This window comes from Campylobacter vicugnae (assembly GCF_002139875.1).
GTDB lineage: Bacteria > Campylobacterota > Campylobacteria > Campylobacterales > Campylobacteraceae > Campylobacter > Campylobacter vicugnae.
The window spans coordinates 569,489-588,161 of record NZ_CP018793.1; the positions used below are offsets into that span (position 1 = coordinate 569,489).

Consider the following 18,673-nt stretch of genomic DNA (forward strand, 5'->3'; position numbering starts at 1 on the left):
TTGTAAATTTAAAAGGCTAGAGTGGTTTGGATACCTTAAAATATCTGCAGTTTTACTTTGTTTTTGATAGAGTTGTGAGTGGCTATGATGATATTTTTGAGGCGATTGATGGTGAAATTTTAACTAAATTTGATAGTTTAAAAGATGAATTTAACTTTCTCCACCAAGAGGCTAAAAATTTTTTAATTCGCCTTGCAAAGGGTGATAGAAAGCGTTTTGTAGCTAGTAAATACCTATCAAGATCGCTAAGTAGTGTAATAATTAATGAGCTAGTAAATAAAGGTTTTATTATATTTGAAAGATCAAAAGAGATAAAACCTATTAAAAATCGTAAAGAGAAGTTAAAAAAAGAGCTTCGCAGATATCAAATTCAAGATAAAATTCACTTTACAAAGCGTTTTTATAGATTTTGGTTTAGATTTATTGAGCCAAATTTAGATTTATTGTATAAAAATCAAAAAGATGATGTATTAAATGAGATAAAAAATAAATTTGATCACTATTGTTCTTTAGAGTTTGAGCTTGCTTGTATCAATCTTTTATCAAAAAATTTAAATATCCCAAAAGATGAGATTTCTAGCTATTGGGATAAGGAAAATGAGATTGATATTTATGCTAATTATGATGGGTTTGTAATTGTAGCTGAAGCAAAGTATAAAGAGCGTAAAATATGCAAAAATATACTAAATTTGCTAATTCAAAAATGTGAAAAATCTAAAATAAATTGGGATAAAATAGCACTATTTTCAAAATCAAGCTTTAGTAATGAGTTGCTAGGATTAAAGGATAATAGGGTTATTTTATTTGAACTTGATGATTTTAAGGATTTATATGAATGAGAATACTAAAAGCATAGAAGATGGATTAAAAAGCTTAATAGAACAGACATATTTAATAGAAAAAGAGTATAAGATATTGGGTGAATCATATGCAAACTTACAAAAATTCACCCAGGGAATAGTAGAGAGTTTGGGCGCATCTTTATGGACGATTAATAGTGCTGGTGAGGTTGTATTAAGCAATGAAAAAGCTAAGCAGATCATGGAAATTTTGCCAAGTATAAATATGCAAAAAAGCACGCAAGAAGTTGAATTTCAAGGCAGAGTTTATGCTATTAAAATTACCCATAGTATGCAAAATCAAATAATTTTAGCTACTGATATAACTGATGAAAAAAGATCTGCAAGATTAGTTTCTATGGGTGCTGTAGCTGCACATTTATCTCATGAGATTCGCAATCCTATAGGCTCTATCTCTTTGCTTACTAGTACGCTTTTAAAACGGATTGATGATAGAAATCGCCCACTTATAGAAGAGATAAAAAAGGCAATTTATAGGGTTGAGAGAATAATTAAAGCAACTTTGCTTTTTACCAAAGGTGTTCAAATTAGCATAAGTGAAATCGAGCTTAATAAACTCCAAGATATGTGCAAAGAAGCAATTGGACAGTATGCATTTAGTAAAGATATTGAGTTTGAGTTTAGCGGGTTTGATGGGATTATACGCGGAGATGCTAACTTGCTTGATTTGGTCTTTAGTAATTTTATATTTAATGCAATTGACGCTATTGAAGAGAGTGATGATGATAGCGGAGTAGTTAGCATAGAGCATAAATTTGAAAATGGTATGCATAATTTTTATATCAGTGATAGTGGAGTTAAACTACCTAGCGGAGCAATATTTGAGCCATTTAAAACTACAAAATTAAAAGGTAATGGACTAGGCCTTGCTCTTAGTTTGGAGATAATTAATGCGCACAAAGGCTCAGTTGCGGTTCAAAATGAGCCAAAACTTTTTACAATTAGCCTACCTTAAAAGTGCTTTTTAAGCAAATTTGGAGTAAATTTAACAAATTTTTACATATTAAGGATATAGTGATGATACAAACCTGCCTTTTTCCTGCAGCTGGATATGGGACTAGATTTTTACCAGCGACTAAGAGCTTACCAAAGGAGATGCTACCTATACTTACTAAACCATTAATTCATTATGGTGTAGATGAAGCTAGAGAAGCTGGTATGAATAATATGGCCTTTGTTACTGGTCGTGGCAAGAGGGCTTTAGAAGATTATTTTGATATTAGCTATGAACTAGAACATCAAATCTCAGGCACAAATAAAGAGTATTTACTAACTGATATTAGAGAGCTTATGGATCATTGTTCATTTAGCTTTACTCGTCAAACTCATATGAGAGGTCTTGGCGATGCAATTCATAGCGGTAAGGGGCTTGTAGGAGATGAGGCATTTGGTGTAATTTTAGCTGATGATTTGTGCGTTAATGAAGATGGCGAAAATGTCCTAGCTCAAATGGTAAAAATTTACGAAAAATATCGTTGTAGCATAGTAGCAGTGATGGAAGTACCAAAAGAAACTATAAGCAGCTATGGCGTTATAGATGGTAAATTTATAGAAGATGATCTAATAATGGTAAATGATATGATAGAAAAGCCAGATCCAAAAGATGCACCAACAAATTTAGCAATAATTGGCAGATACATTTTAACTCCAGATATTTTTGAGATTATAGAAAATACAAATCCAGGAAAAAATGGAGAGATACAAATTACAGACGCACTTCTTAAACAGGCTAAAAATGGTATGGTCTTAGCTTATAAATTTAAAGGTAGAAGATTTGATTGTGGTAGTGTAGCTGGATATGTAGAAGCGACTAATTTCTTCTATGAGCATGAATATGGTAAAAAATAATCTTAAATTTAACAGACAAAATATATCTTCTATTAGCAGCTATACAAGGCGTATGAATGATGAGATTAAAGGTGATGATATAGGGTATTATCACCTTCCTAGTTTAGGAATGGATATAGTTAGCAAGATAGAAGAGATAGCTAAGCGTGATTTTGATAGTGTAGTGCTTGTAGGAGTAGGTGGAAGCTCTCTTGGAGTTAAAGCGCTATATGATATGTTAAATTTACAAAAAGAGCTTATATTTTTAGATAATCTTGATCCATATAGTATAGAGCAAAACAGCACTAAGATTAATCCTAACAGATCTATATTTATAATATCTAGCAAGTCTGGAACTACCATTGAGACGATATCTATATATAAATATATTTTGGAAAAATTTAATATCAAAAGCTATGAAAACTTTATATTTATCACCGATCCTAATAGCCCGCTTGAATCATATGCTAAAAAGATAGGTGCTATTATATTTAATATTCCAAAAAATGTAGGTGGCAGATTTAGTGTGCTTTCAGCTATTGGACTTGTGCCACTTGGTTTGTGTGGAGCTGATATTAAAGATTTACTAGCTGGAGCAAATAGTGCTAAAGAGCAGTATTTAGATAATGGCGATGATGGAGTATTGCAAAAGGCCTATCATTACGCCACACATAGTAGTGCTAAGATAAATGTGCTATTTAGTTATAGTGATAGATTAACAAGCTTTAATGAGTGGTATGTGCAGTTATGGGCTGAGAGTTTAGGGAAAAAACGTGGGTATAAAAGAGTTGGTTTGACTCCTGTTGGTCTAGTAGGTAGCAAAGATCAACACTCATTTTTACAACTTATAATGGAGGGTGTAAAAGACAAGACAGTAACATTTATTACTATAAAAGATCACAACAGCACTATATCTGTGCCAAATTTAAAATTAAATTTTTTAGATGGGTGTGATTTTGTAAATAGCAAAAGTATAGCTGAGGTTTTTAATGCTCAAGCGCATTCTACTATGCAGGCTTTGGCTAGTGAGATGATTAGTATTGATGAGTTAGTTATTGATAGGCTTGATGAGTGGCATTGTGGTTGGTTAATATACTATTACGAGCTACTTACTAGCGCAACTGGATTAATGCTAGGTATTAATACTTACGACCAGCCAGGCGTAGAAGCTGGTAAGAGAATACTTAAAAAGCTATTAGAGAGTAAAGAGAGTTGAATTTAACTTAAATAGTAAAATATTCTAAATAATAAAAATTATTATTTACTTTATACTTTTTTAAGTTAATTCTGTGTATAATTACACAACTTAAATATAAAGGATAAAAAATGAAAAATGTAGTAACACAACTTAACCAACTTCAAGCTGATGCACATAGCTTGTTTGTAGCTTTCCATGATTATCACTGGAATGTAAAAGGTTTGCAATTCTTTTCAATTCATGAATATACTGAAAAAGAGTATAATGAACTTGCTGAGCTTTTTGATGAGATGGCTGAGCGTGCTATTCAACTAGGCGGCAAAGCAATTACAAAAACTGATGAGCTTTTAAAAGTTGCTAAAGCTCCAGTAGTTAGCAAAGATAGCTATACTCCAGTAGAAGTAATTGAAGCTTTAAAAGATGCTTTTGTTTATCTATTGGCTGAGTTTAAAAAACTTGAAGAGATTGCTGAAAGTGCAGGTGATAATACAACTGTAGCTATAGCACAAGAAAATTATGCAAGTCTAGAGAAAAAAATCTGGATGATTAAGGCTACTTTAGCATAATTTAATAAGAGTGGCTCATAAGCCACTCAAATTATTATTTTTTAACTGCTTCGATATCGATATTTATCTTAATTTTATCGCCAAGTGCAACTGTGCTAGACTCTGGAGCAAAGTTAAAATCACTTCTTTTAATTTCGCCTTCTAGGCTAAATCCTATGATTTCAACACCTTTTCTATTTTTACCTGTACCACTAAATTCATAATCAAGCTCAACTGGTCTTGTAACATCTCTAATGGTTAGATCGCCTTTGATTTTACCTTCTCCATCGCCTTCATTTTCAAAGCTTTTCATTGTGAATTTGATTTGTGGAAATTTTGCACTATCAAAGAAATCTGCCTTTTGAAGGTGAGCATCACGACCATCGTTGTTTGTATTTATTGAATTAACATCAATTGTAGCTGTAAGGCTAGATGGAATTTTGTTTGTGATATCTACTTCACCAGCAAATTTGCCAAATGAACCAGTTACATTACTAACTTGCAGGTGTTTGATTTTAAAAGTTGTACTAGAATGTGCTGTATCAACGCTATAAACTGTGGCATTTGCCGCACCAAAAAGCAGACCTAAAGCTGCAACTGAAGTCAATATTTGTTTTTTCATATTTTCTCCTTTTGAGTTTATAAATTTGATTATATTTAGCTAAAAATAATATATCTTAAATAATACAAATTTAATCAAAAAGTTTATGCAATCTAGAGCTTAATAACTTAGCAAACTCATCTATTTTAATATCTCTTGGACTACTTTCTCTTTGTTTTTTGCCCCATAAAGACTCTGGAAAGTACTCATCATCTTTAAATCTAGCTTGAATATGTATATGGACTCTAGGTAGATAATTAGCAAAACTTGCCCAATTAATCTTATCAGGGTTATAAAACTCTATCATAGCCTTTTCACACTCAAGGGCTGCTTCAAATAGTCTTTTGCAAGTAGCACTATCACAGTGGCTAATCTCTTTAAATTCTTCTTTGGTAAAGATTTTTACCCATGGCAAAGAATTTGCTTCAATCTCGATATAGATAAACTCATCACTATAAATCATATTTTAACCTTTATAAAATTTAGTAAATTATATCAAATTTATCGCTATTTTATAGGAGTTTTGATAAGATGACGCTATTAAAATAATAAGGTTAAAAGTGAAAAGCTGTATAGTTGTATATGATGGGATAAATATTCTTAGTTTTGCTAAGATTTATGATATTTTTGCACGGTGTGGAATTGAGTTTGTAGTAGTTGGATTTAGATGTGATGCTGCTGATGAGATAGGGATTAAATTGCCTATGCATACGAGTTCAGAATCTTTATATGGATATGATATTGTAGCAATTCCAGGTGGAAAAGGTGCAGAAATTTGGGCTGATGATGGGATATTTTTAAGCTGGATGAAAAGTAGTGCTGAATCAAAATATATAATATCGCTAGATAATGGTGATAAAATTTTAGATGGTGCAAATTTAAATGGGCATAAATTTAACTCAGATGAGGCGATGATAGAGTGGATAAAGAACAAAGCATAATATCAAATTTTGCCAATAATCTAAATGGTGATGATGGTGCTATCATCGGTGATATGGTATATAGCAAGGATATGTTTGTAGAAGATATTCATTTTAAATCGCATTGGTTAAGTCCAAAACAGATTGGTAAAAAGGCTATGATAGTAAATCTAAGCGACGCAATTGCTATGAACGCTACGCCAAAATATGCGCTTTTAGGCTTGGGATTACCTAAGAATTTAAGCAATAAATATATTAAAGAGTTAAGCTCTGGATTAAAAGAGTGCGCAGCACAATATGGCACGCAAATTATCGGAGGAGATACTATCTTAAGCAATAAGCTTATAATTAGCTTAACTATAATCTCATATCTAAACTCAAAAAAACCATTAATAAGAAATGGGGCAAAAATAGGCGATATAGTATGTTATACTGGGGTTTTAGGTGGCTCTATTAAGGGGCTTAGAACGCTTTTAAACGGTGGTAAAATTAGCTCAAATTCACGCTTTGTAACTCCAAATTTAAGGCAAGAGTTTATAAAACAAAGTGCTAAATGGATAAGATCTGGAATGGATATTAGTGATGGTTTAGCTAGTGATTTACCAAAGATTACACAAAATAGAGCAGTTAAATTTAATAAAAAATTATCCAAATTTGAGTTTATTAGCGGGGAAGAGTATGAGATGCTCATTGTCGTACCGCCTAAAAATATAAAAAGAGTATTAAATCAAGCTAAAAAATGTAGAGTAAAATTAAATTTACTAGGTAAAATTATAAACGAAAGGGCAAAATTTCATGGAAAATTCACCCATTTTTAAGCCATTATTAACAACAACACATACACCAATCAATGCGCATTTTAGCAAAAATGCAAGTGATTTTGTGGTGCGTGAGATTCCACTATATGAGTTTAGTGGAAATGGCGAGCATTTAGTTATGCAAATTCAAAAAAAAGGCCTAAGCACATCTGAGGCGTTAAGCATTCTAGCATCAGCTACTGGTGCTAAGGTTAGAGATTTTGGCTATGCTGGATTAAAGGATAAAGAGGGTATGACTACGCAATATATCTCAATTCCAGCTAAATTTCAGAGTGCTATAAGTAGTTTTTCTAATGAAAATATTAAAATTCTAAATGCTACACTCCACAATAATAAGCTAAGAATCGGACATTTAAAAGCAAATCACTTTTTTATTCGTCTTAAAAAGGTATTGCCAAGTGAGGCTAAAAAGCTTCAAAATGTTATAGAATTGATTAAAAATCGCGGTTTTGCCAACTATTTTGGCTATCAAAGATTTGGTAGATTTGGTGATAACTATCAAAGTGCTAAAGAGCTATTAATTGCTATGGCAAATAATGATAAAAAGAGTCTTAAAAAATATAATCCAAAGCTTAGGGATTTTTTGATTTCTGCATATCAAAGTGAGTTATTTAATCGCTATCTTAGCAAAAGAGTAGAGATTAGTCGCTTTTGTGAGAGTTTTAGTGCTAAGGAGTTAGCTGAAATTTATAAATTTGATAACAATACTATCAAAGATTTAAAAGATCAAAAGCAGTTTTTTAAATTGATTCGCGGTGAAGTGATGGGGCATTATCCATTTGGTAAGCTATTTTTATGCGAGGATTTAGAATCTGAGGTTGATAAATTTAATCAGCGTGATCGCACTAGCTGTGGTTTATTAGTTGGATCTAGGGCTTATGAGGCTACTGGCGTGGCATTTAGACTTGAGCAAGAGATTATGGCCGAAGGGTTTGAGTTTGCTAAGTTTGCCAATGGAGCAAGAAGATTTAACTGGGTATGGGCTGATGAGATGAAGTATAGCTATAATGAAGAACAAGCACAATTTAGTCTAAGCTTTACACTGCAAAAAGGCTCTTATGCTACTGTGGTTTTGCGTGAGATTTTAGGTCGGGAGATATTTGATATTTAGATATTTTGGGTTTGTAAATAGATACAAACCCAAATTTAGATAAGATAGATCTACTTAAAGCTTATTAGTTTATCATTTAGCTTAGCAGCGCTATCTAAGATTCCATTTGATACTAATTCTATTTGAGTAGCTAGCTGAGTAAGCTCTGTAGCTGCACTACTAACCTTATCTATATTGCTATTGAGTATTGTCATTCTCTCTTTGGCATCATTTGATTTATCCTCTACGGTTTTGGTCGATCTAATGCCAGAATTTAGTTTATCAATTGAATTTGCTATCTCATTTTTTAGATCGGCAGCTTTAGCTGAAGTGTTATTCATAGATAGGTGAATATCATCCATTAAAGATTTATTATTATTTACTTGTTGGACTATGGTTTGGACTGTGATATTGATCTCACCTAAAGATTTACTAGTTTTATCAGCTAGTGCGCGAACTTCATCTGCAACTACTGCAAAGCCTCTGCCATGCTCTCCAGCACGAGCAGCTTCTATAGCAGCATTTAATGCTAAAAGATTAGTTTGATCAGCAATATCTCTTATAGAGTTAGTTACGCTATAGATAGTATCAGCACTTTGTACAAGCTGATCCATATTAGCTACTATCTCATTTTCTTGTTGGCTACTTACTTCTATTAGCTCTATTAACTCTAGAAGTGTATTCTCTACATCATTCATTAAATTTTTTAAATCTTGCATATTTATGGTTGCATCATTAGATAGTTTTTTATTTAAATTTATAGTCTCATTTAGCAAGATTGTAATCTTTTGTACGCTTGCGACTTGTTCATGCTGATGGAGTGAATTTCTTTTTAATTTTTTAGCATTTTCTTGAAGGCTAATTGAGTTTTTATGACTTGCGTTTGAACTCTCAATAGCTTCTAAAACTGAATTTTGAACAATTTGAATAAATGTATTTATATACCCAGCACTAGTGGCTAGTTCGCTTTTTGGATCGATTTTTAGGCGTGAGCTTAGGTTGGCTTTTGAGCTTGCTAGATTTGAGCTTAGTAGCTCTAGATTGCTTATTGGTATGATAACTTTAGCTAGAGTTAGCCAGATAAATATGATAAATAAAATCAATGTTACACAAAATATTGCTATGGCAATATAGAGTTGATTTTGATTATTTGCTTGAATTTGATCTTGGATAATATTTTCAAAATTGTTTAGCTTTTTGCTTAATTCTTGACTTAAAAATTGTTGAGAATTATCTTGCATTACACTAATTTGAGCTATCATTGTAGTATAATGCTTTTTAAATAGGCTTATTAATTCAGTATCTGCAAATTTATCTATATCAATCATATTAACAAGTGAATTTAATCTATTTAAAACATCTTTAGCCAATATATTTTGAGTAGAGATTATAGCTAGAATTTGATCTATTGTATCTCTTAGCGCAAGGTTGCTTGGCGTTGGATTTTGGGCTACTATTTTGTTGATATCACTACTTAGCGTAAATAGATATGATTTTGAGTTTATGGCAATTGAGTTTGCAGATTTAAATCTTTCTAGCTCATCTTGCTTAGCTCTAAATGATTTATTTATAGAATTTAGTATATTTTTATCTACATTTAAACTAGCTAAATGCTGCAAGGTCTCTTCAAATTTATTGCTAAAAACTACACTTGTATCATAATTTATAAAGTTAAATTTGGTTTTAAATACTTGATCAATTTGTAAATCATAAATTAGTAAATGCTCTGTAGCTACGACTATTTGTTCATTTTTTTGTGTAGATTTGTAGTTGTTAAATATAAAAGCCAAAAGTATAAACATAGATACCAAAACAAGCACAGTAAGTGCGATAAACTGAGTTAAAAAGCTGATTTTTTTAGAATTGTTCATTAAATTCTCCTGTTAGGCTTTCTAAAAATGCGACAATATCATCTACGGTTTGCTGATCTAAGAATCTGCCTAATTGATAATAAGCCATAAATTGCACGCACGCATCAAGAGTTGGAATACTTCCATCGTGATAATATGGAGCAGTTTTGGCTACATTTCTTAGACTTGGAACTTTAAAGACCATTTTATCAGATTCTATTTTTGTAATCTCATAGCGACCTAAATTTTCTTGATTTGGATATGGCTCGAAGATTCCAATTTTTTGATACATCGTACCACCTATATTTTGACCTTGATGACAAGCTACACAGCCATTGCTTTTAAATGCTTCCCAACCACGTTTAGCCTGGCTGCTTATAGCATTTTCATCTCCATTTAAATAGCGATCAAATGGGGCATTTGGAGTAATGAGTGTCTTTTCAAATTCAGCTATAGCATCGGTTATATTTTGCATTGTAATCTCGCCATATATCTTATCAAAACTAGCTTTATACTTAGCGTTTGCTTCAACTCTTTTAACTACTTCAGCTTCATCTTTTAGTGCCATCTCTTTTGGATTTATAAATGGATTTTTAGCTTGCTCGGCTAGATTTTTAGCCTTTCCATCCCAAAATTGTACAAAATTAAACACAGAGTTAAATGTAGTAGGTGAATTAAATGGCTCATCTAGCACTCCATCTGCTCCAATGGAAAATATCTCATTATCTACTCCATATCTTTTTAAATCATGACAGGTATTACACGATACTTTTCCATCTTTTGATAGGCTTGTATCCATATATAGCTGTTTTCCTAGCATTGCTTTTTCTTTATCATATGGGATACTAGTAGGTAGTGGAGTTATCATTCTATCTGGATTTATGCTTGTTTGAGCATTACAAATATTAAAGGCAACTAAAGTCATAAATAAAGCTCTTTTTATCATCTATGTCCTCTCTTTAAAAGATAAATTTAAAAAAATATAAAAAATAAAATTTAGTTAAATTTTACTAAAAAAGAGTTAATCAATGTTATATTAATTCTAAATTTTAAGCTCTATTTTGATAGAATTAAGCTGGTGCGATGGATAGTCGCAAGGTTTAGGCCTTGAGGAAAGTCCGAGCTGCAATAAGACAGAGTTCCACCTAACGGGTGGCTGAGGTAACTCAAGGGATAGTGCAACAGAAAGCAAACTGCCGCTTTAGCGGTGATGGTGAAACGGTGGGGTAAGAGCCTACCAGTGCTAGTAGAGATACAAGCAGCTATGTAAACCCAACTCGCAGCAAGAAGGGATGGTTTGGAGTCTTATATTCAACCCTTCGCTTGAATTTGATCTAACATCAAATCTAGATAAATGACTATCATAACAGAACTCGGCTTATAGTCGCACCATTTCATAATCTTAGCTAAGATTAAAAATCATATTTTTTAGCTTTTTTAGCCTTAGATAGTTCGACTTCAAGCTCTTTTTGTTTTGTTCTAAATAGCTCAACTGAGTTTTTTAAAAGTGCTGCTGTGCATTCTAGCTCATCTGGATTAAGCTTTGATGGATAATGATTTGTTAAATACTCAATCTTATCCAAATCCTCGCTTACAAGGGCTGATTTAAATTGATTAAGCCAATTCATTATCGCTCCTTGTAGCGTCTTTCCAAGCTTCTAAAAGCTCTCTTGTTACATGTATAACCTCATCTAGTTTGCTCTGGTCATTTGTGATGTTAGCCTCTGATATTAGCTGAATTTGTCTGCTATATAGACCTTGTAGATACTCACTAATTTGACCTTGACTCATATCAAGGGAATTTATTAGTTCAAAAAATATAGCATTTGTTTTATTTAAAAACAATACTTTACTTTCTATATCTCCAGCATCCATAGCCTTTTTAGCTCTATAAATAAAACGCAAAATCCCTTCATATAGCATTGCAATTAGTTTTTGTGGGGAGTCAATCCCCATATTATTTTGATTATAAGCTGCATATGCAGCACTAGATGATGCCATTGATGTTCCTTTACTACTTGTTAGCATTGTTAGCAGCCTCTATCATGCTATTTACTGTATTCATTTGGGCTTCTAGTTTGGCTATGATTGTATCATATTGAGACCATTTTTCAGCCATTGTAGTATATTTAGCATCTAGCTCTTTTTGCCTTTGCTCTTTTGAAGCAGTTAAGGATTTGTGTGAGCTAGTTAGGCTCTCTTCGTAGGCTGTTAGGCTACCTTCTGATCCAATTAATCCATTTAAAGTATCATTAAGACCTTTGAAAAATCCGCCTATAATCTCAGTTTTGCCATCTAGCTTTTGCTCTTTTAGACCTAGTTTTGTTAAAAAGCTACTCTCACCTTTAATCTCAATATCTGTTCCACCTGAACCTTTTAGCACTAGTTTGCCATCTTTATCAAATGAAGCTGAGATATCGCTTAGACCGCTAGCATTTGCTATAGCTTTTAATAGGGCGTTTTTCTTAGCTTTTTCTGCTTCACCATTTGTTAGAGGTTTGCCATCTTTGTCTTTAAATTCTTTTTCAATATTTATATCTATCTCAACCCCATTTATGGTTAGCTTACCTTTTAACTCATCATTCCACTCTATTTTTTTATCTCCAACTGCTGTAACATTTGTAAATTTAGTCTCAGAGCTAAAGAAGTTTTTAAACTCATCAAATTTAGTATTTATCATATCGTTTAATATTGATGAGTCTAGTGTAAGAAGTCCATCTTTAGTAAGAGTAATACCAAAATCAGCCAAAGACTTACCATCTTTGCTTACGCCATTTATGATTTTATTTAACTCTGTTGTAATAGATGTGATCTCTCTTACACCTTGGAAAGTACCAGCTAGACCAGTTTCGCTATCATATTTAGTAGCTTCATTGATATTATTCATTAAAGAGTTGTATGACTCTACCATAGCCTTGATATCTTCCATTATACCTTCGGTACTTTGAGTGATATTGACATTGGTAGTTTCGCCATCTTTATCTACTTTATTTAGAGTTAAGTTCACACCTAGTATTAGATCATCGATTGTATTTGAACTTCTAGTTATATCTATGCCGTTATATTTAAATTTAGCATCTTGAGCAGTTGAAATTTGAGAACCGGCATTTTTTTTCTCATCTTCTGATAATTTATCAGGCTGCTTTAGAGTTAATCTCATTATAGTGTTACCATGACTATCTTTACTGCCATTAGTACTAGATGCTTTATCAAAATAAAATCCTAAAGCTTTTAGAGTGCTATCGTTGCTTGTATTTGTTGCACTGCCACCTGTTGTGCTTTGTATGCTATAAAAGTCAATTTTATTAGCTTCTCCAGTCTGTGCTGATTGGATAATCATTCTAAATGGTTCATCGCCGCCTACATTTAGGATTTTGGCTTGAACTTTACCTTCTGTAGCTTCATTTATCTTTTCAGCCAGCTGTTCTAGCGTGGTTGTAGAATCAGCATTAATAACATAATCTTTACCACCAATACTTATACCAAAGCTAACATCTGTATCAAAAACACTCTCAGTCCTAGAGCCAAAAGTCTTAGACTGGAATGAGTCTTGACTAGCTAGTTGTTGCACGCTTAAGTTCATATTTTGTTCAGCGACACCAGCGCTTACTGAGACGCTTACACTATTGCTACCAGTAGCGTTTGCATCACGTTTTAAATAGGTGTTATCTCCAGTTAAATTTGATACGCTACCTTTAAATGTGCTAAGCAGTGTAGTGATAGCTGTTAGGTCTTTTTGTTTGGTTAGGTTATCTTGAATTTTTGTCTCCAATGGCTTAACCATAGCCTTAGTATCAGCTTCTTTTAATTTATCTATAGTATCCCAGCTTAGGATATTTCCACTACCAACACCTAGTTGAGATTTTTCTGTATTGATTGCCATTGTTATTCCTTTTTATCAAATATCATACCGACTATATCTCTGAAGTGTTCAGTTAGCTTCATTACTTGTTCGGTAGGGATTTTGCGAATTATCGTACCTGTGTCTGCTTCCATAACATTAACAAACATACTATCAATCTTATCATTATAACCAAACCTAATATTTGTGTTAAGCAAACTTAGATTATCGTTAGTTTGAGACAAAATCTCTTGAATTTGCTCATTTGTTAAATGCTCAGTTGCTTTATTGTGAGTAGCTGAGTCTTGTTGAAGGTTTGAGTTTTCAACTTCTATTGTTTGAGGGTTGAACTGGTGTTTAACATTTGCTACATTTGCCGTCATATCCATTTGTTGTTGGGCTGCTGCTTTGAAAATTTCCATTTGGCATCCTTTTAATAAAATTGTTTAGATGATAAATCGGCTTAAATACGCCAAAATTTATAGTATTTTAGCACATTTATACACATTTAAAGCAAATTTTATGCCAAATTTATAGATATTTTGATACTATTTGCACTTATTATAAGGAGTAGGGCTATGAGAGTTTGTATAGATTGTGAGTGTCTACTTTTAGCTGAGAGCTTAAGACTATTTCTAGGCTCAAAGGCAACTACAAGAAAAGATTGTGATTTTATAGTAAGCGATAGAGCCGTACAAGGTAGTAAGCCTGTCTTTGTTATAGGGAGTAATTCGCCATATCTTAGAGTTCCTTTTAGCAAAGATGCGTTGCTAAATACTTTGGGTGAGTTTTATTCAGCGATGCAAATTAGTGGCAAAATCCAGCCAAGTGAGCTTACTAGTTTAGAGCGAAGAATAGGCGATTTAGTGGATAAATTTAAATTTGATCTAATAAAAATAATAAAAGATGAGTATGAAAAATAGTCTATTTGCAACCATCTCAAGTGGTAAATATAAAGGCAAAAAGCTAACCCTTCCAAGCCTATCTACAACTAGAAGCACTAAATCAATAGTAAAAGAGTCTGTATTTAATAGCTTACAAAGCGATATTTATGGAGCTATATTTATAGAATTATTTGGCGGAAGTGGATTGATGGCTGCAACTGCAGTTAGTAATTATGCTAAGAAAGCTTATGCTATAGAGATAGATAAGGCTGCTTTTAATAGTTTAAAATCAAATTTTGCTACTCTTGGTGATAGTGATTTAGTAGCGCTTCATGGTGATACTTTTGAATTAACTCCAAAAATAATCAGCCAAAACGCAGGGCAAAAAATTATACTTTATGTTGATCCACCATTTGATATTAGAGATGGATTTCATGGAATATATGAAAGATTATATAATATTCTAGGTAAGATGGAGGCTGATATAGTAATTATAGAGCATATATCTAGCCATGCAACGCCTCAAAAAATGGGTGATTTTCATCTATATAAAAGTCGCAAATTTGGCAATACAAGCCTAAGTTATTATACAAAATGTATCTAGTAAAAGAGTGTTATAGCTACGAGCAAGATATCAAAAAATCAAGCTTTGCTAGTTATATATGTCCATTTAGTGAGTTTGAGACTCTAAAAGAGAAGCTAAAAGCAGATAATCCAAAAGCTGCTCATATAGTTTGGGCATATAGGTATTATAATAAATATTTTCAAATTGTGGAAAATTGCAGTGATGATGGAGAGCCAAAGGGTAGCTCTGGGCCACCGTGCTTAGATGCTTTGCGTGGTGCAGAGTTAATTGATACTGCAGTATTAGTGGTGCGATATTTTGGCGGAGTGAAGCTTGGAGTAGGCGGACTAGTTCGAGCATATGGAAGTAGTGCAAATTTGGCTATAAATTCAGCTAATTTAATAAAATATGAGATTAGGGATTTTGTTAGTATATTTGTGCCATTTGCTTTGTTATCTAGATTTGATCACTACACTAGCAAACACGACCTAAGAGTAAATAAAATTTATATAGAGAGTGGATGCGTGTATGAGCTTAGTCTTACTATGGCTGAATTTATTGATTTGCGTGAGTTTGCAGTAGAGTATGAGATTGCTGGTATGAAGTATCTAGCAATTCCATTAAATGCAAAACAAGTTTAAATTAATCTAAAACCTAAATTTTATAAATGTAAAACTTAAGAACTCTTGCTATTTTAAATTTGAATAATTTAAAATTTAAACCTTGAGTTTGCGGTAATTTTAAATTAAATAATTTTAAATTTAATTATCCTAGCTTTGTCGTAAAATTACCGCTTTGATAATTGCTATGGCTTTAAATAATTACTAAAATTTAACTATTTAGATTTGCTAAATATTTTTTTAAAAAATGCCTTAATCTTGCATATCATCGCACTAAATGGACATTGGCCTTTGCCTAAAACTGGATCATTCATTTTGCTACTCCTGTGTATATATAATCGCTCATTACTGGTGTTAAGCCAGCATTTTTAATAGCATTTTTCATCTGTTCTACATCTCTGCTATCGCTAATTTCAAACTGCCCATCACCCTTATTTTCATCATCTTTACCGCCATGCTCACCGATTCCTACGCTTACTCCGGCTGAGACTTTAGTAACTCCTAAAGCTATTACATTATCTCTAAAATACTCACTTTCACGACTACTTAGTGTAATATTTGCATATGGTAAAAATAGTCTATAAGCAGCTATTACTTGAAGTAGTGCGCACTCAGTTACATCGCGTGGATTTATGCGATTGTTATTGATGATTGGTCTAAGGCGTGGAACTGAGATAGAGATCTCGGCGTGAGGATATTTAGCTTGAATTAAACTAGCGTGTAACGCGGTGCACATCGCATCACATCTCCAATCATCAATCCCAAGAAGCGCTCCAAAGGCTACTCCACGCATTCCACCCATTAAGGCTCTTTCTTGAGCGTTAAATCTATATGGAAACACACGCTTATTGCCGCCTAGGTGAATTTTGCCATATTTTATAGGGTTATATGTCTCTTGAAATACAGTGACAAAATCCACGCCACTAGCGTGCAAAATAGCATATTCGTCGCTATTTAGTGGATAAATTTCAACTCCAACTATATCAAAATATCTCTTAGCAAGCTTACAAGCTTTTGCGATATAGCTTAGTGGGGTTTTGGTTTGAGACTCTCCTGTTAGGATTAAGATCTCTTTTAGTCCAGTTTTGGCAATGTTTTTTAACTCTTTGATTATATCATCTTCATCAAGCTGAGCTCTTTTTATATCATTATTGACATTAAATCCACAATAAACGCAGTTATTATCGCAGTGATTGGCTATATATTGAGGTGTAAAAAGATAGATGTTTTTACCAAAATATCGCTCTTTAGTAGCCTTAGCTTTAGCCACCATCTCTTCAAGATAGTTTGCGGCTACTGGACTTAATAGCGCTTGAAGGTCGTTTAAGTTTAGATTATCCTTAGATAGAGCGTGTTCTACATCAGTAGCATTAAATTTATCAAATTCAACACTATTAGCAGCCTCAAGCACTCTTTGCATTATATCGCTATTTATTTGCTCTTGACCTTCTAGATACTCCATTGGATCGGTTTTTTGTATAAATTTCATCTACTGTCCTAAAAATCCAGTTAATGGTGAGCTAGCACTTGCTTTATTTTGTACCCTTCCAAGTTTTGCTAGATATGCATCTCGTCCAGCTTCTACAGCCTTGCCAAAAGCTCTAGCCATAACTCTTATATCGCCTGCAGTTGCGATTGCTGTATTTGCCATTACTGCAGCACAGCCCATTTCCATTGCCTCGCATGCTTGACTAGGACGACCAATACCTGCATCTACTATTATAGGTAGTTCAATCTCATCTATTAGAATTTGAATCATATCTTTATTGCTTAGGCCTTTATTTGAGCCTATTGGTGCAGCTAGAGGCATTATAGCTGCTGCTCCAGCATTTACCATATCACGAGCAACTACAAGATCTGGCATCATATAAGCAAGCGGGATAAATCCATTGCTGGCTAATAGCTCTATAGCTTTTAGCGTCTCATAATTATCTGGAAGTAAAAATTTACTATCTCTAATTACTTCAATTTTAATCATATCTCCACATCCTAGCTCTTTGCCAAGACGAGCTATTCTTAAGGCTTCGTTGGCATCTCTTGCGCCACTTGTATTTGGTAGTAGTGTGATATTTTTTGGTATGAATTTAGTTATGCTAGCGTTTTGGTCTTGATTTACCCTTCTTATTGCTAGAGTAATAATTTGAGTTTTAGCCTCATCTATGCAAGCTGATATTAGTTCAGGGTCAAATTTGCCACTTCCCATTATAAATCTAGAATCAAATAGCTTTCCACCTAAATTTAATTTATCCATTATTTTCTACTCTCTTTATTAAAATATCTAAAATTTGATTAGCTTGATGCATAGCACAAATTCCAACACGTGGCGCCATAAGGCCATTTCCTATGCTTGCAGCACTTTTTAAATCTCCACATATATAGAGATTTTTAGCCATTTTGATAGTCTTTATCTCATCGCTTCTGCCATATCCTGCCATACCACTAGCTGCTACTATGATCTTATTTTTTAGATTATTTATTAGCATTGCTTTGGCGTGTGGATTATCAAAGCATTCAGCTACTATATCGCAGCTATTAAATACTGAATTTACATTATTCTCATCAAGTTTTATCGTCTTTATATCTACATTAACAAATGGATTTATTTTAGCAATTATATCTGCTAAAGCTTGGGTTTTATATTTACCAATATCGCTGATGAAGTATTGTTGGCGATTTAAATTTGATGGATCAACAGTATCAAAATCAACTAATTTTAAATAGCTAACTCCTACTCTTGCTAACGCAATAGCTACACTACTACCTAAGCCACCAAGACCAGCTATTCCGATTTTTGCACCATTTAGTGCGTCATTTATCTCAGGACTATTTCTAGCTGCCATCATCTCTTTTAGGCATTCATTTTTTGGTATTTGACCCTTTTTGATGAATATTACACTATCATTATCATTTAATTTTAGATTTTCATCTGTAGCAAAGCCTTTATAAATAGTGATTGTATCATCACTAATGCCTAATTCAAGCCTTAAATCGTGTAAATTATCAGAATTTACTTCTTTTATTATTGAGTTTATTTTTATCTTTTTCATGAGCGTG

22 protein-coding genes and 1 other RNA gene are annotated in these 18,673 nt (G+C 32.9%); 12 read left to right on the top strand and 11 right to left on the bottom strand.

The window, feature by feature from the left end; all coding sequences use genetic code 11:
• Window positions 1-26 precede the first annotated feature (26 nt).
• The 5 genes from CVIC12175_RS02940 (at window position 27) to CVIC12175_RS02960 (ending at window position 4,451) form a co-directional block, all read left to right on the top strand.
• Entirely contained in the window at window positions 27-839 is an 813-nt protein-coding gene (locus CVIC12175_RS02940) for a DUF234 domain-containing protein (RefSeq protein ID WP_236861087.1), read from the top strand.
• A complete protein-coding gene (locus CVIC12175_RS02945) occupies window positions 832-1,815 on the top strand; it encodes a sensor histidine kinase (RefSeq protein ID WP_086315845.1) in 984 nt (327 codons plus the stop codon). The genes CVIC12175_RS02940 and CVIC12175_RS02945 overlap by 8 nt, the downstream gene beginning before the upstream one ends.
• 62 nt (window positions 1,816-1,877) lie before the next feature.
• Entirely contained in the window at window positions 1,878-2,708 is an 831-nt protein-coding gene (gene galU / locus CVIC12175_RS02950) for a UTP--glucose-1-phosphate uridylyltransferase GalU (protein ID WP_086248169.1), read from the top strand.
• Window positions 2,695-3,903 carry a glucose-6-phosphate isomerase gene (locus CVIC12175_RS02955; RefSeq protein ID WP_086302434.1) on the top strand — a complete coding sequence of 403 codons (1,209 nt, stop codon included), beginning with the start codon at window positions 2,695-2,697 and terminating at the stop codon, window positions 3,901-3,903. The genes galU and CVIC12175_RS02955 overlap by 14 nt, the downstream gene beginning before the upstream one ends.
• Window positions 3,904-4,013: 110 nt before the next feature.
• Window positions 4,014-4,451 (top strand): Dps family protein, encoded by a 438-nt coding sequence (locus tag CVIC12175_RS02960; protein ID WP_086246662.1) that lies wholly within the window; start codon window positions 4,014-4,016, stop codon window positions 4,449-4,451.
• A gap of 34 nt (window positions 4,452-4,485) precedes the next feature.
• Here the strand turns inward: CVIC12175_RS02960 and CVIC12175_RS02965 are convergent, their stop codons facing one another.
• The gene (locus CVIC12175_RS02965) at window positions 4,486-5,052 is read right to left on the bottom strand and encodes a YceI family protein (RefSeq protein ID WP_086248171.1); all 567 of its coding nucleotides are present in this window, start codon (window positions 5,050-5,052) and stop codon (window positions 4,486-4,488) included.
• Between the two features lie 70 nt (window positions 5,053-5,122).
• The gene (locus CVIC12175_RS02970) at window positions 5,123-5,494 is read right to left on the bottom strand and encodes an HIT family protein (protein ID WP_086246660.1); all 372 of its coding nucleotides are present in this window, start codon (window positions 5,492-5,494) and stop codon (window positions 5,123-5,125) included.
• 97 nt (window positions 5,495-5,591) lie between these two features.
• Here CVIC12175_RS02970 and CVIC12175_RS02975 point away from each other — a divergent pair, with 97 nt between their 5' ends.
• Genes CVIC12175_RS02975 through truD form a run of 3 tightly spaced genes read left to right on the top strand, consistent with a single transcriptional unit; the run spans window position 5,592 to window position 7,880 of the window.
• Window positions 5,592-5,972 (top strand): type 1 glutamine amidotransferase family protein, encoded by a 381-nt coding sequence (locus CVIC12175_RS02975; protein WP_086246659.1) that lies wholly within the window; start codon window positions 5,592-5,594, stop codon window positions 5,970-5,972.
• Entirely contained in the window at window positions 5,951-6,769 is an 819-nt protein-coding gene (locus CVIC12175_RS02980; protein WP_086276295.1) for a thiamine-phosphate kinase, read from the top strand. The genes CVIC12175_RS02975 and CVIC12175_RS02980 overlap by 22 nt, the downstream gene beginning before the upstream one ends.
• Window positions 6,747-7,880 (top strand): tRNA pseudouridine(13) synthase TruD, encoded by a 1,134-nt coding sequence (truD, locus tag CVIC12175_RS02985; protein WP_086315846.1) that lies wholly within the window; start codon window positions 6,747-6,749, stop codon window positions 7,878-7,880. Before CVIC12175_RS02980 ends, truD begins: the two co-directional genes overlap by 23 nt.
• Before the next feature lie 50 nt (window positions 7,881-7,930).
• Here truD and CVIC12175_RS02990 read toward each other — a convergent pair whose 3' ends face one another.
• Together CVIC12175_RS02990 and CVIC12175_RS02995 are read right to left on the bottom strand one after the other, a co-directional pair.
• A complete protein-coding gene (locus tag CVIC12175_RS02990; protein ID WP_086255392.1) occupies window positions 7,931-9,730 on the bottom strand; it encodes a methyl-accepting chemotaxis protein in 1,800 nt (599 codons plus the stop codon).
• Complete coding sequence (locus CVIC12175_RS02995) at window positions 9,717-10,634, bottom strand: cytochrome-c peroxidase (protein WP_086316021.1); 918 nt, start codon at window positions 10,632-10,634, stop codon at window positions 9,717-9,719. The genes CVIC12175_RS02990 and CVIC12175_RS02995 overlap by 14 nt, the downstream gene beginning before the upstream one ends.
• Before the next feature lie 150 nt (window positions 10,635-10,784).
• On the opposite strand from CVIC12175_RS02995, the gene rnpB reads away from it, so the two are divergent.
• An RNA gene (rnpB, locus tag CVIC12175_RS03000) (RNase P RNA component class A) lies at window positions 10,785-11,106 on the top strand.
• Window positions 11,107-11,121: 15 nt separating this feature from the next.
• Here rnpB and CVIC12175_RS03005 read toward each other — a convergent pair.
• The 4 genes from CVIC12175_RS03005 to CVIC12175_RS03020 are packed head-to-tail and all read right to left on the bottom strand — an operon-like array spanning window position 11,122 to window position 13,972.
• On the bottom strand, window positions 11,122-11,337 hold the full coding sequence (locus CVIC12175_RS03005; RefSeq protein ID WP_086248176.1) for a hypothetical protein: 216 nt from the start codon (window positions 11,335-11,337) through the stop codon (window positions 11,122-11,124).
• On the bottom strand, window positions 11,324-11,737 hold the full coding sequence (gene fliS, locus CVIC12175_RS03010; RefSeq protein ID WP_236861088.1) for a flagellar export chaperone FliS: 414 nt from the start codon (window positions 11,735-11,737) through the stop codon (window positions 11,324-11,326). Before fliS ends, CVIC12175_RS03005 begins: the two co-directional genes overlap by 14 nt.
• Window positions 11,724-13,592 carry a flagellar filament capping protein FliD gene (fliD, locus tag CVIC12175_RS03015; RefSeq protein WP_086315847.1) on the bottom strand — a complete coding sequence of 623 codons (1,869 nt, stop codon included), beginning with the start codon at window positions 13,590-13,592 and terminating at the stop codon, window positions 11,724-11,726. The genes fliS and fliD overlap by 14 nt, the downstream gene beginning before the upstream one ends.
• Before the next feature lie 2 nt (window positions 13,593-13,594).
• Window positions 13,595-13,972 (bottom strand): flagellar protein FlaG, encoded by a 378-nt coding sequence (locus tag CVIC12175_RS03020; RefSeq protein ID WP_086256771.1) that lies wholly within the window; start codon window positions 13,970-13,972, stop codon window positions 13,595-13,597.
• Between the two features lie 156 nt (window positions 13,973-14,128).
• On the opposite strand from CVIC12175_RS03020, the gene CVIC12175_RS03025 reads away from it, so the two are divergent.
• Genes CVIC12175_RS03025 through CVIC12175_RS03035 form a run of 3 tightly spaced genes read left to right on the top strand, consistent with a single transcriptional unit; the run spans window position 14,129 to window position 15,640 of the window.
• Window positions 14,129-14,473: an ornithine carbamoyltransferase gene (locus CVIC12175_RS03025; RefSeq protein WP_086246651.1), complete on the top strand. Its 345-nt coding sequence runs from the start codon at window positions 14,129-14,131 to the stop codon at window positions 14,471-14,473.
• On the top strand, window positions 14,463-15,038 hold the full coding sequence (rsmD, locus tag CVIC12175_RS03030) for a 16S rRNA (guanine(966)-N(2))-methyltransferase RsmD (protein WP_086315848.1): 576 nt from the start codon (window positions 14,463-14,465) through the stop codon (window positions 15,036-15,038). The genes CVIC12175_RS03025 and rsmD overlap by 11 nt, the downstream gene beginning before the upstream one ends.
• Window positions 15,029-15,640 carry a YigZ family protein gene (locus tag CVIC12175_RS03035; protein ID WP_086255387.1) on the top strand — a complete coding sequence of 204 codons (612 nt, stop codon included), beginning with the start codon at window positions 15,029-15,031 and terminating at the stop codon, window positions 15,638-15,640. Before rsmD ends, CVIC12175_RS03035 begins: the two co-directional genes overlap by 10 nt.
• Before the next feature lie 289 nt (window positions 15,641-15,929).
• Here CVIC12175_RS03035 and thiH read toward each other — a convergent pair whose 3' ends face one another.
• Genes thiH through thiF form a run of 3 tightly spaced genes read right to left on the bottom strand, consistent with a single transcriptional unit; the run spans window position 15,930 to window position 18,666 of the window.
• Complete coding sequence (thiH, locus tag CVIC12175_RS03040) at window positions 15,930-17,108, bottom strand: 2-iminoacetate synthase ThiH (protein WP_086315849.1); 1,179 nt, start codon at window positions 17,106-17,108, stop codon at window positions 15,930-15,932.
• Window positions 17,109-17,870, bottom strand: a complete 762-nt coding sequence (locus tag CVIC12175_RS03045; RefSeq protein WP_086315850.1) for a thiazole synthase — start codon at window positions 17,868-17,870, stop codon at window positions 17,109-17,111.
• Window positions 17,863-18,666, bottom strand: a complete 804-nt coding sequence (thiF, locus tag CVIC12175_RS03050) for a sulfur carrier protein ThiS adenylyltransferase ThiF (protein ID WP_086255385.1) — start codon at window positions 18,664-18,666, stop codon at window positions 17,863-17,865. The genes CVIC12175_RS03045 and thiF overlap by 8 nt, the downstream gene beginning before the upstream one ends.
• Window positions 18,667-18,673: the final 7 nt, after the last annotated feature.

Bases quoted from the DNA above. Each gene is read 5' to 3' on its own strand.
- fliD (WP_086315847.1), bottom strand. From the start codon at position 13,592: ATGGCAATCAATACAGAAAAATCTCAACTAGGTGTTGGTAGTGGAAAT.
- CVIC12175_RS03035 (WP_086255387.1), top strand. From the start codon at position 15,029: ATGTATCTAGTAAAAGAGTGTTATAGCTACGAGCAAGATATCAAAAAA.
- CVIC12175_RS03005 (WP_086248176.1), bottom strand. From the start codon at position 11,337: ATGAATTGGCTTAATCAATTTAAATCAGCCCTTGTAAGCGAGGATTTG.
- rsmD (WP_086315848.1), top strand. From the start codon at position 14,463: ATGAAAAATAGTCTATTTGCAACCATCTCAAGTGGTAAATATAAAGGC.
- fliS (WP_236861088.1), bottom strand. From the start codon at position 11,737: ATGCTAACAAGTAGTAAAGGAACATCAATGGCATCATCTAGTGCTGCA.
- CVIC12175_RS02995 (WP_086316021.1), bottom strand. From the start codon at position 10,634: ATGACTTTAGTTGCCTTTAATATTTGTAATGCTCAAACAAGCATAAAT.
- CVIC12175_RS02990 (WP_086255392.1), bottom strand. From the start codon at position 9,730: ATGAACAATTCTAAAAAAATCAGCTTTTTAACTCAGTTTATCGCACTT.
- truD (WP_086315846.1), top strand. From the start codon at position 6,747: ATGGAAAATTCACCCATTTTTAAGCCATTATTAACAACAACACATACA.
- CVIC12175_RS02965 (WP_086248171.1), bottom strand. From the start codon at position 5,052: ATGAAAAAACAAATATTGACTTCAGTTGCAGCTTTAGGTCTGCTTTTT.
- CVIC12175_RS03020 (WP_086256771.1), bottom strand. From the start codon at position 13,972: ATGGAAATTTTCAAAGCAGCAGCCCAACAACAAATGGATATGACGGCA.
- CVIC12175_RS02955 (WP_086302434.1), top strand. From the start codon at position 2,695: ATGGTAAAAAATAATCTTAAATTTAACAGACAAAATATATCTTCTATT.
- CVIC12175_RS02970 (WP_086246660.1), bottom strand. From the start codon at position 5,494: ATGATTTATAGTGATGAGTTTATCTATATCGAGATTGAAGCAAATTCT.
- thiH (WP_086315849.1), bottom strand. From the start codon at position 17,108: ATGAAATTTATACAAAAAACCGATCCAATGGAGTATCTAGAAGGTCAA.
- CVIC12175_RS03045 (WP_086315850.1), bottom strand. From the start codon at position 17,870: ATGGATAAATTAAATTTAGGTGGAAAGCTATTTGATTCTAGATTTATA.
- galU (WP_086248169.1), top strand. From the start codon at position 1,878: ATGATACAAACCTGCCTTTTTCCTGCAGCTGGATATGGGACTAGATTT.
- CVIC12175_RS02945 (WP_086315845.1), top strand. From the start codon at position 832: ATGAATGAGAATACTAAAAGCATAGAAGATGGATTAAAAAGCTTAATA.
- CVIC12175_RS02960 (WP_086246662.1), top strand. From the start codon at position 4,014: ATGAAAAATGTAGTAACACAACTTAACCAACTTCAAGCTGATGCACAT.
- thiF (WP_086255385.1), bottom strand. From the start codon at position 18,666: ATGAAAAAGATAAAAATAAACTCAATAATAAAAGAAGTAAATTCTGAT.
- CVIC12175_RS03025 (WP_086246651.1), top strand. From the start codon at position 14,129: ATGAGAGTTTGTATAGATTGTGAGTGTCTACTTTTAGCTGAGAGCTTA.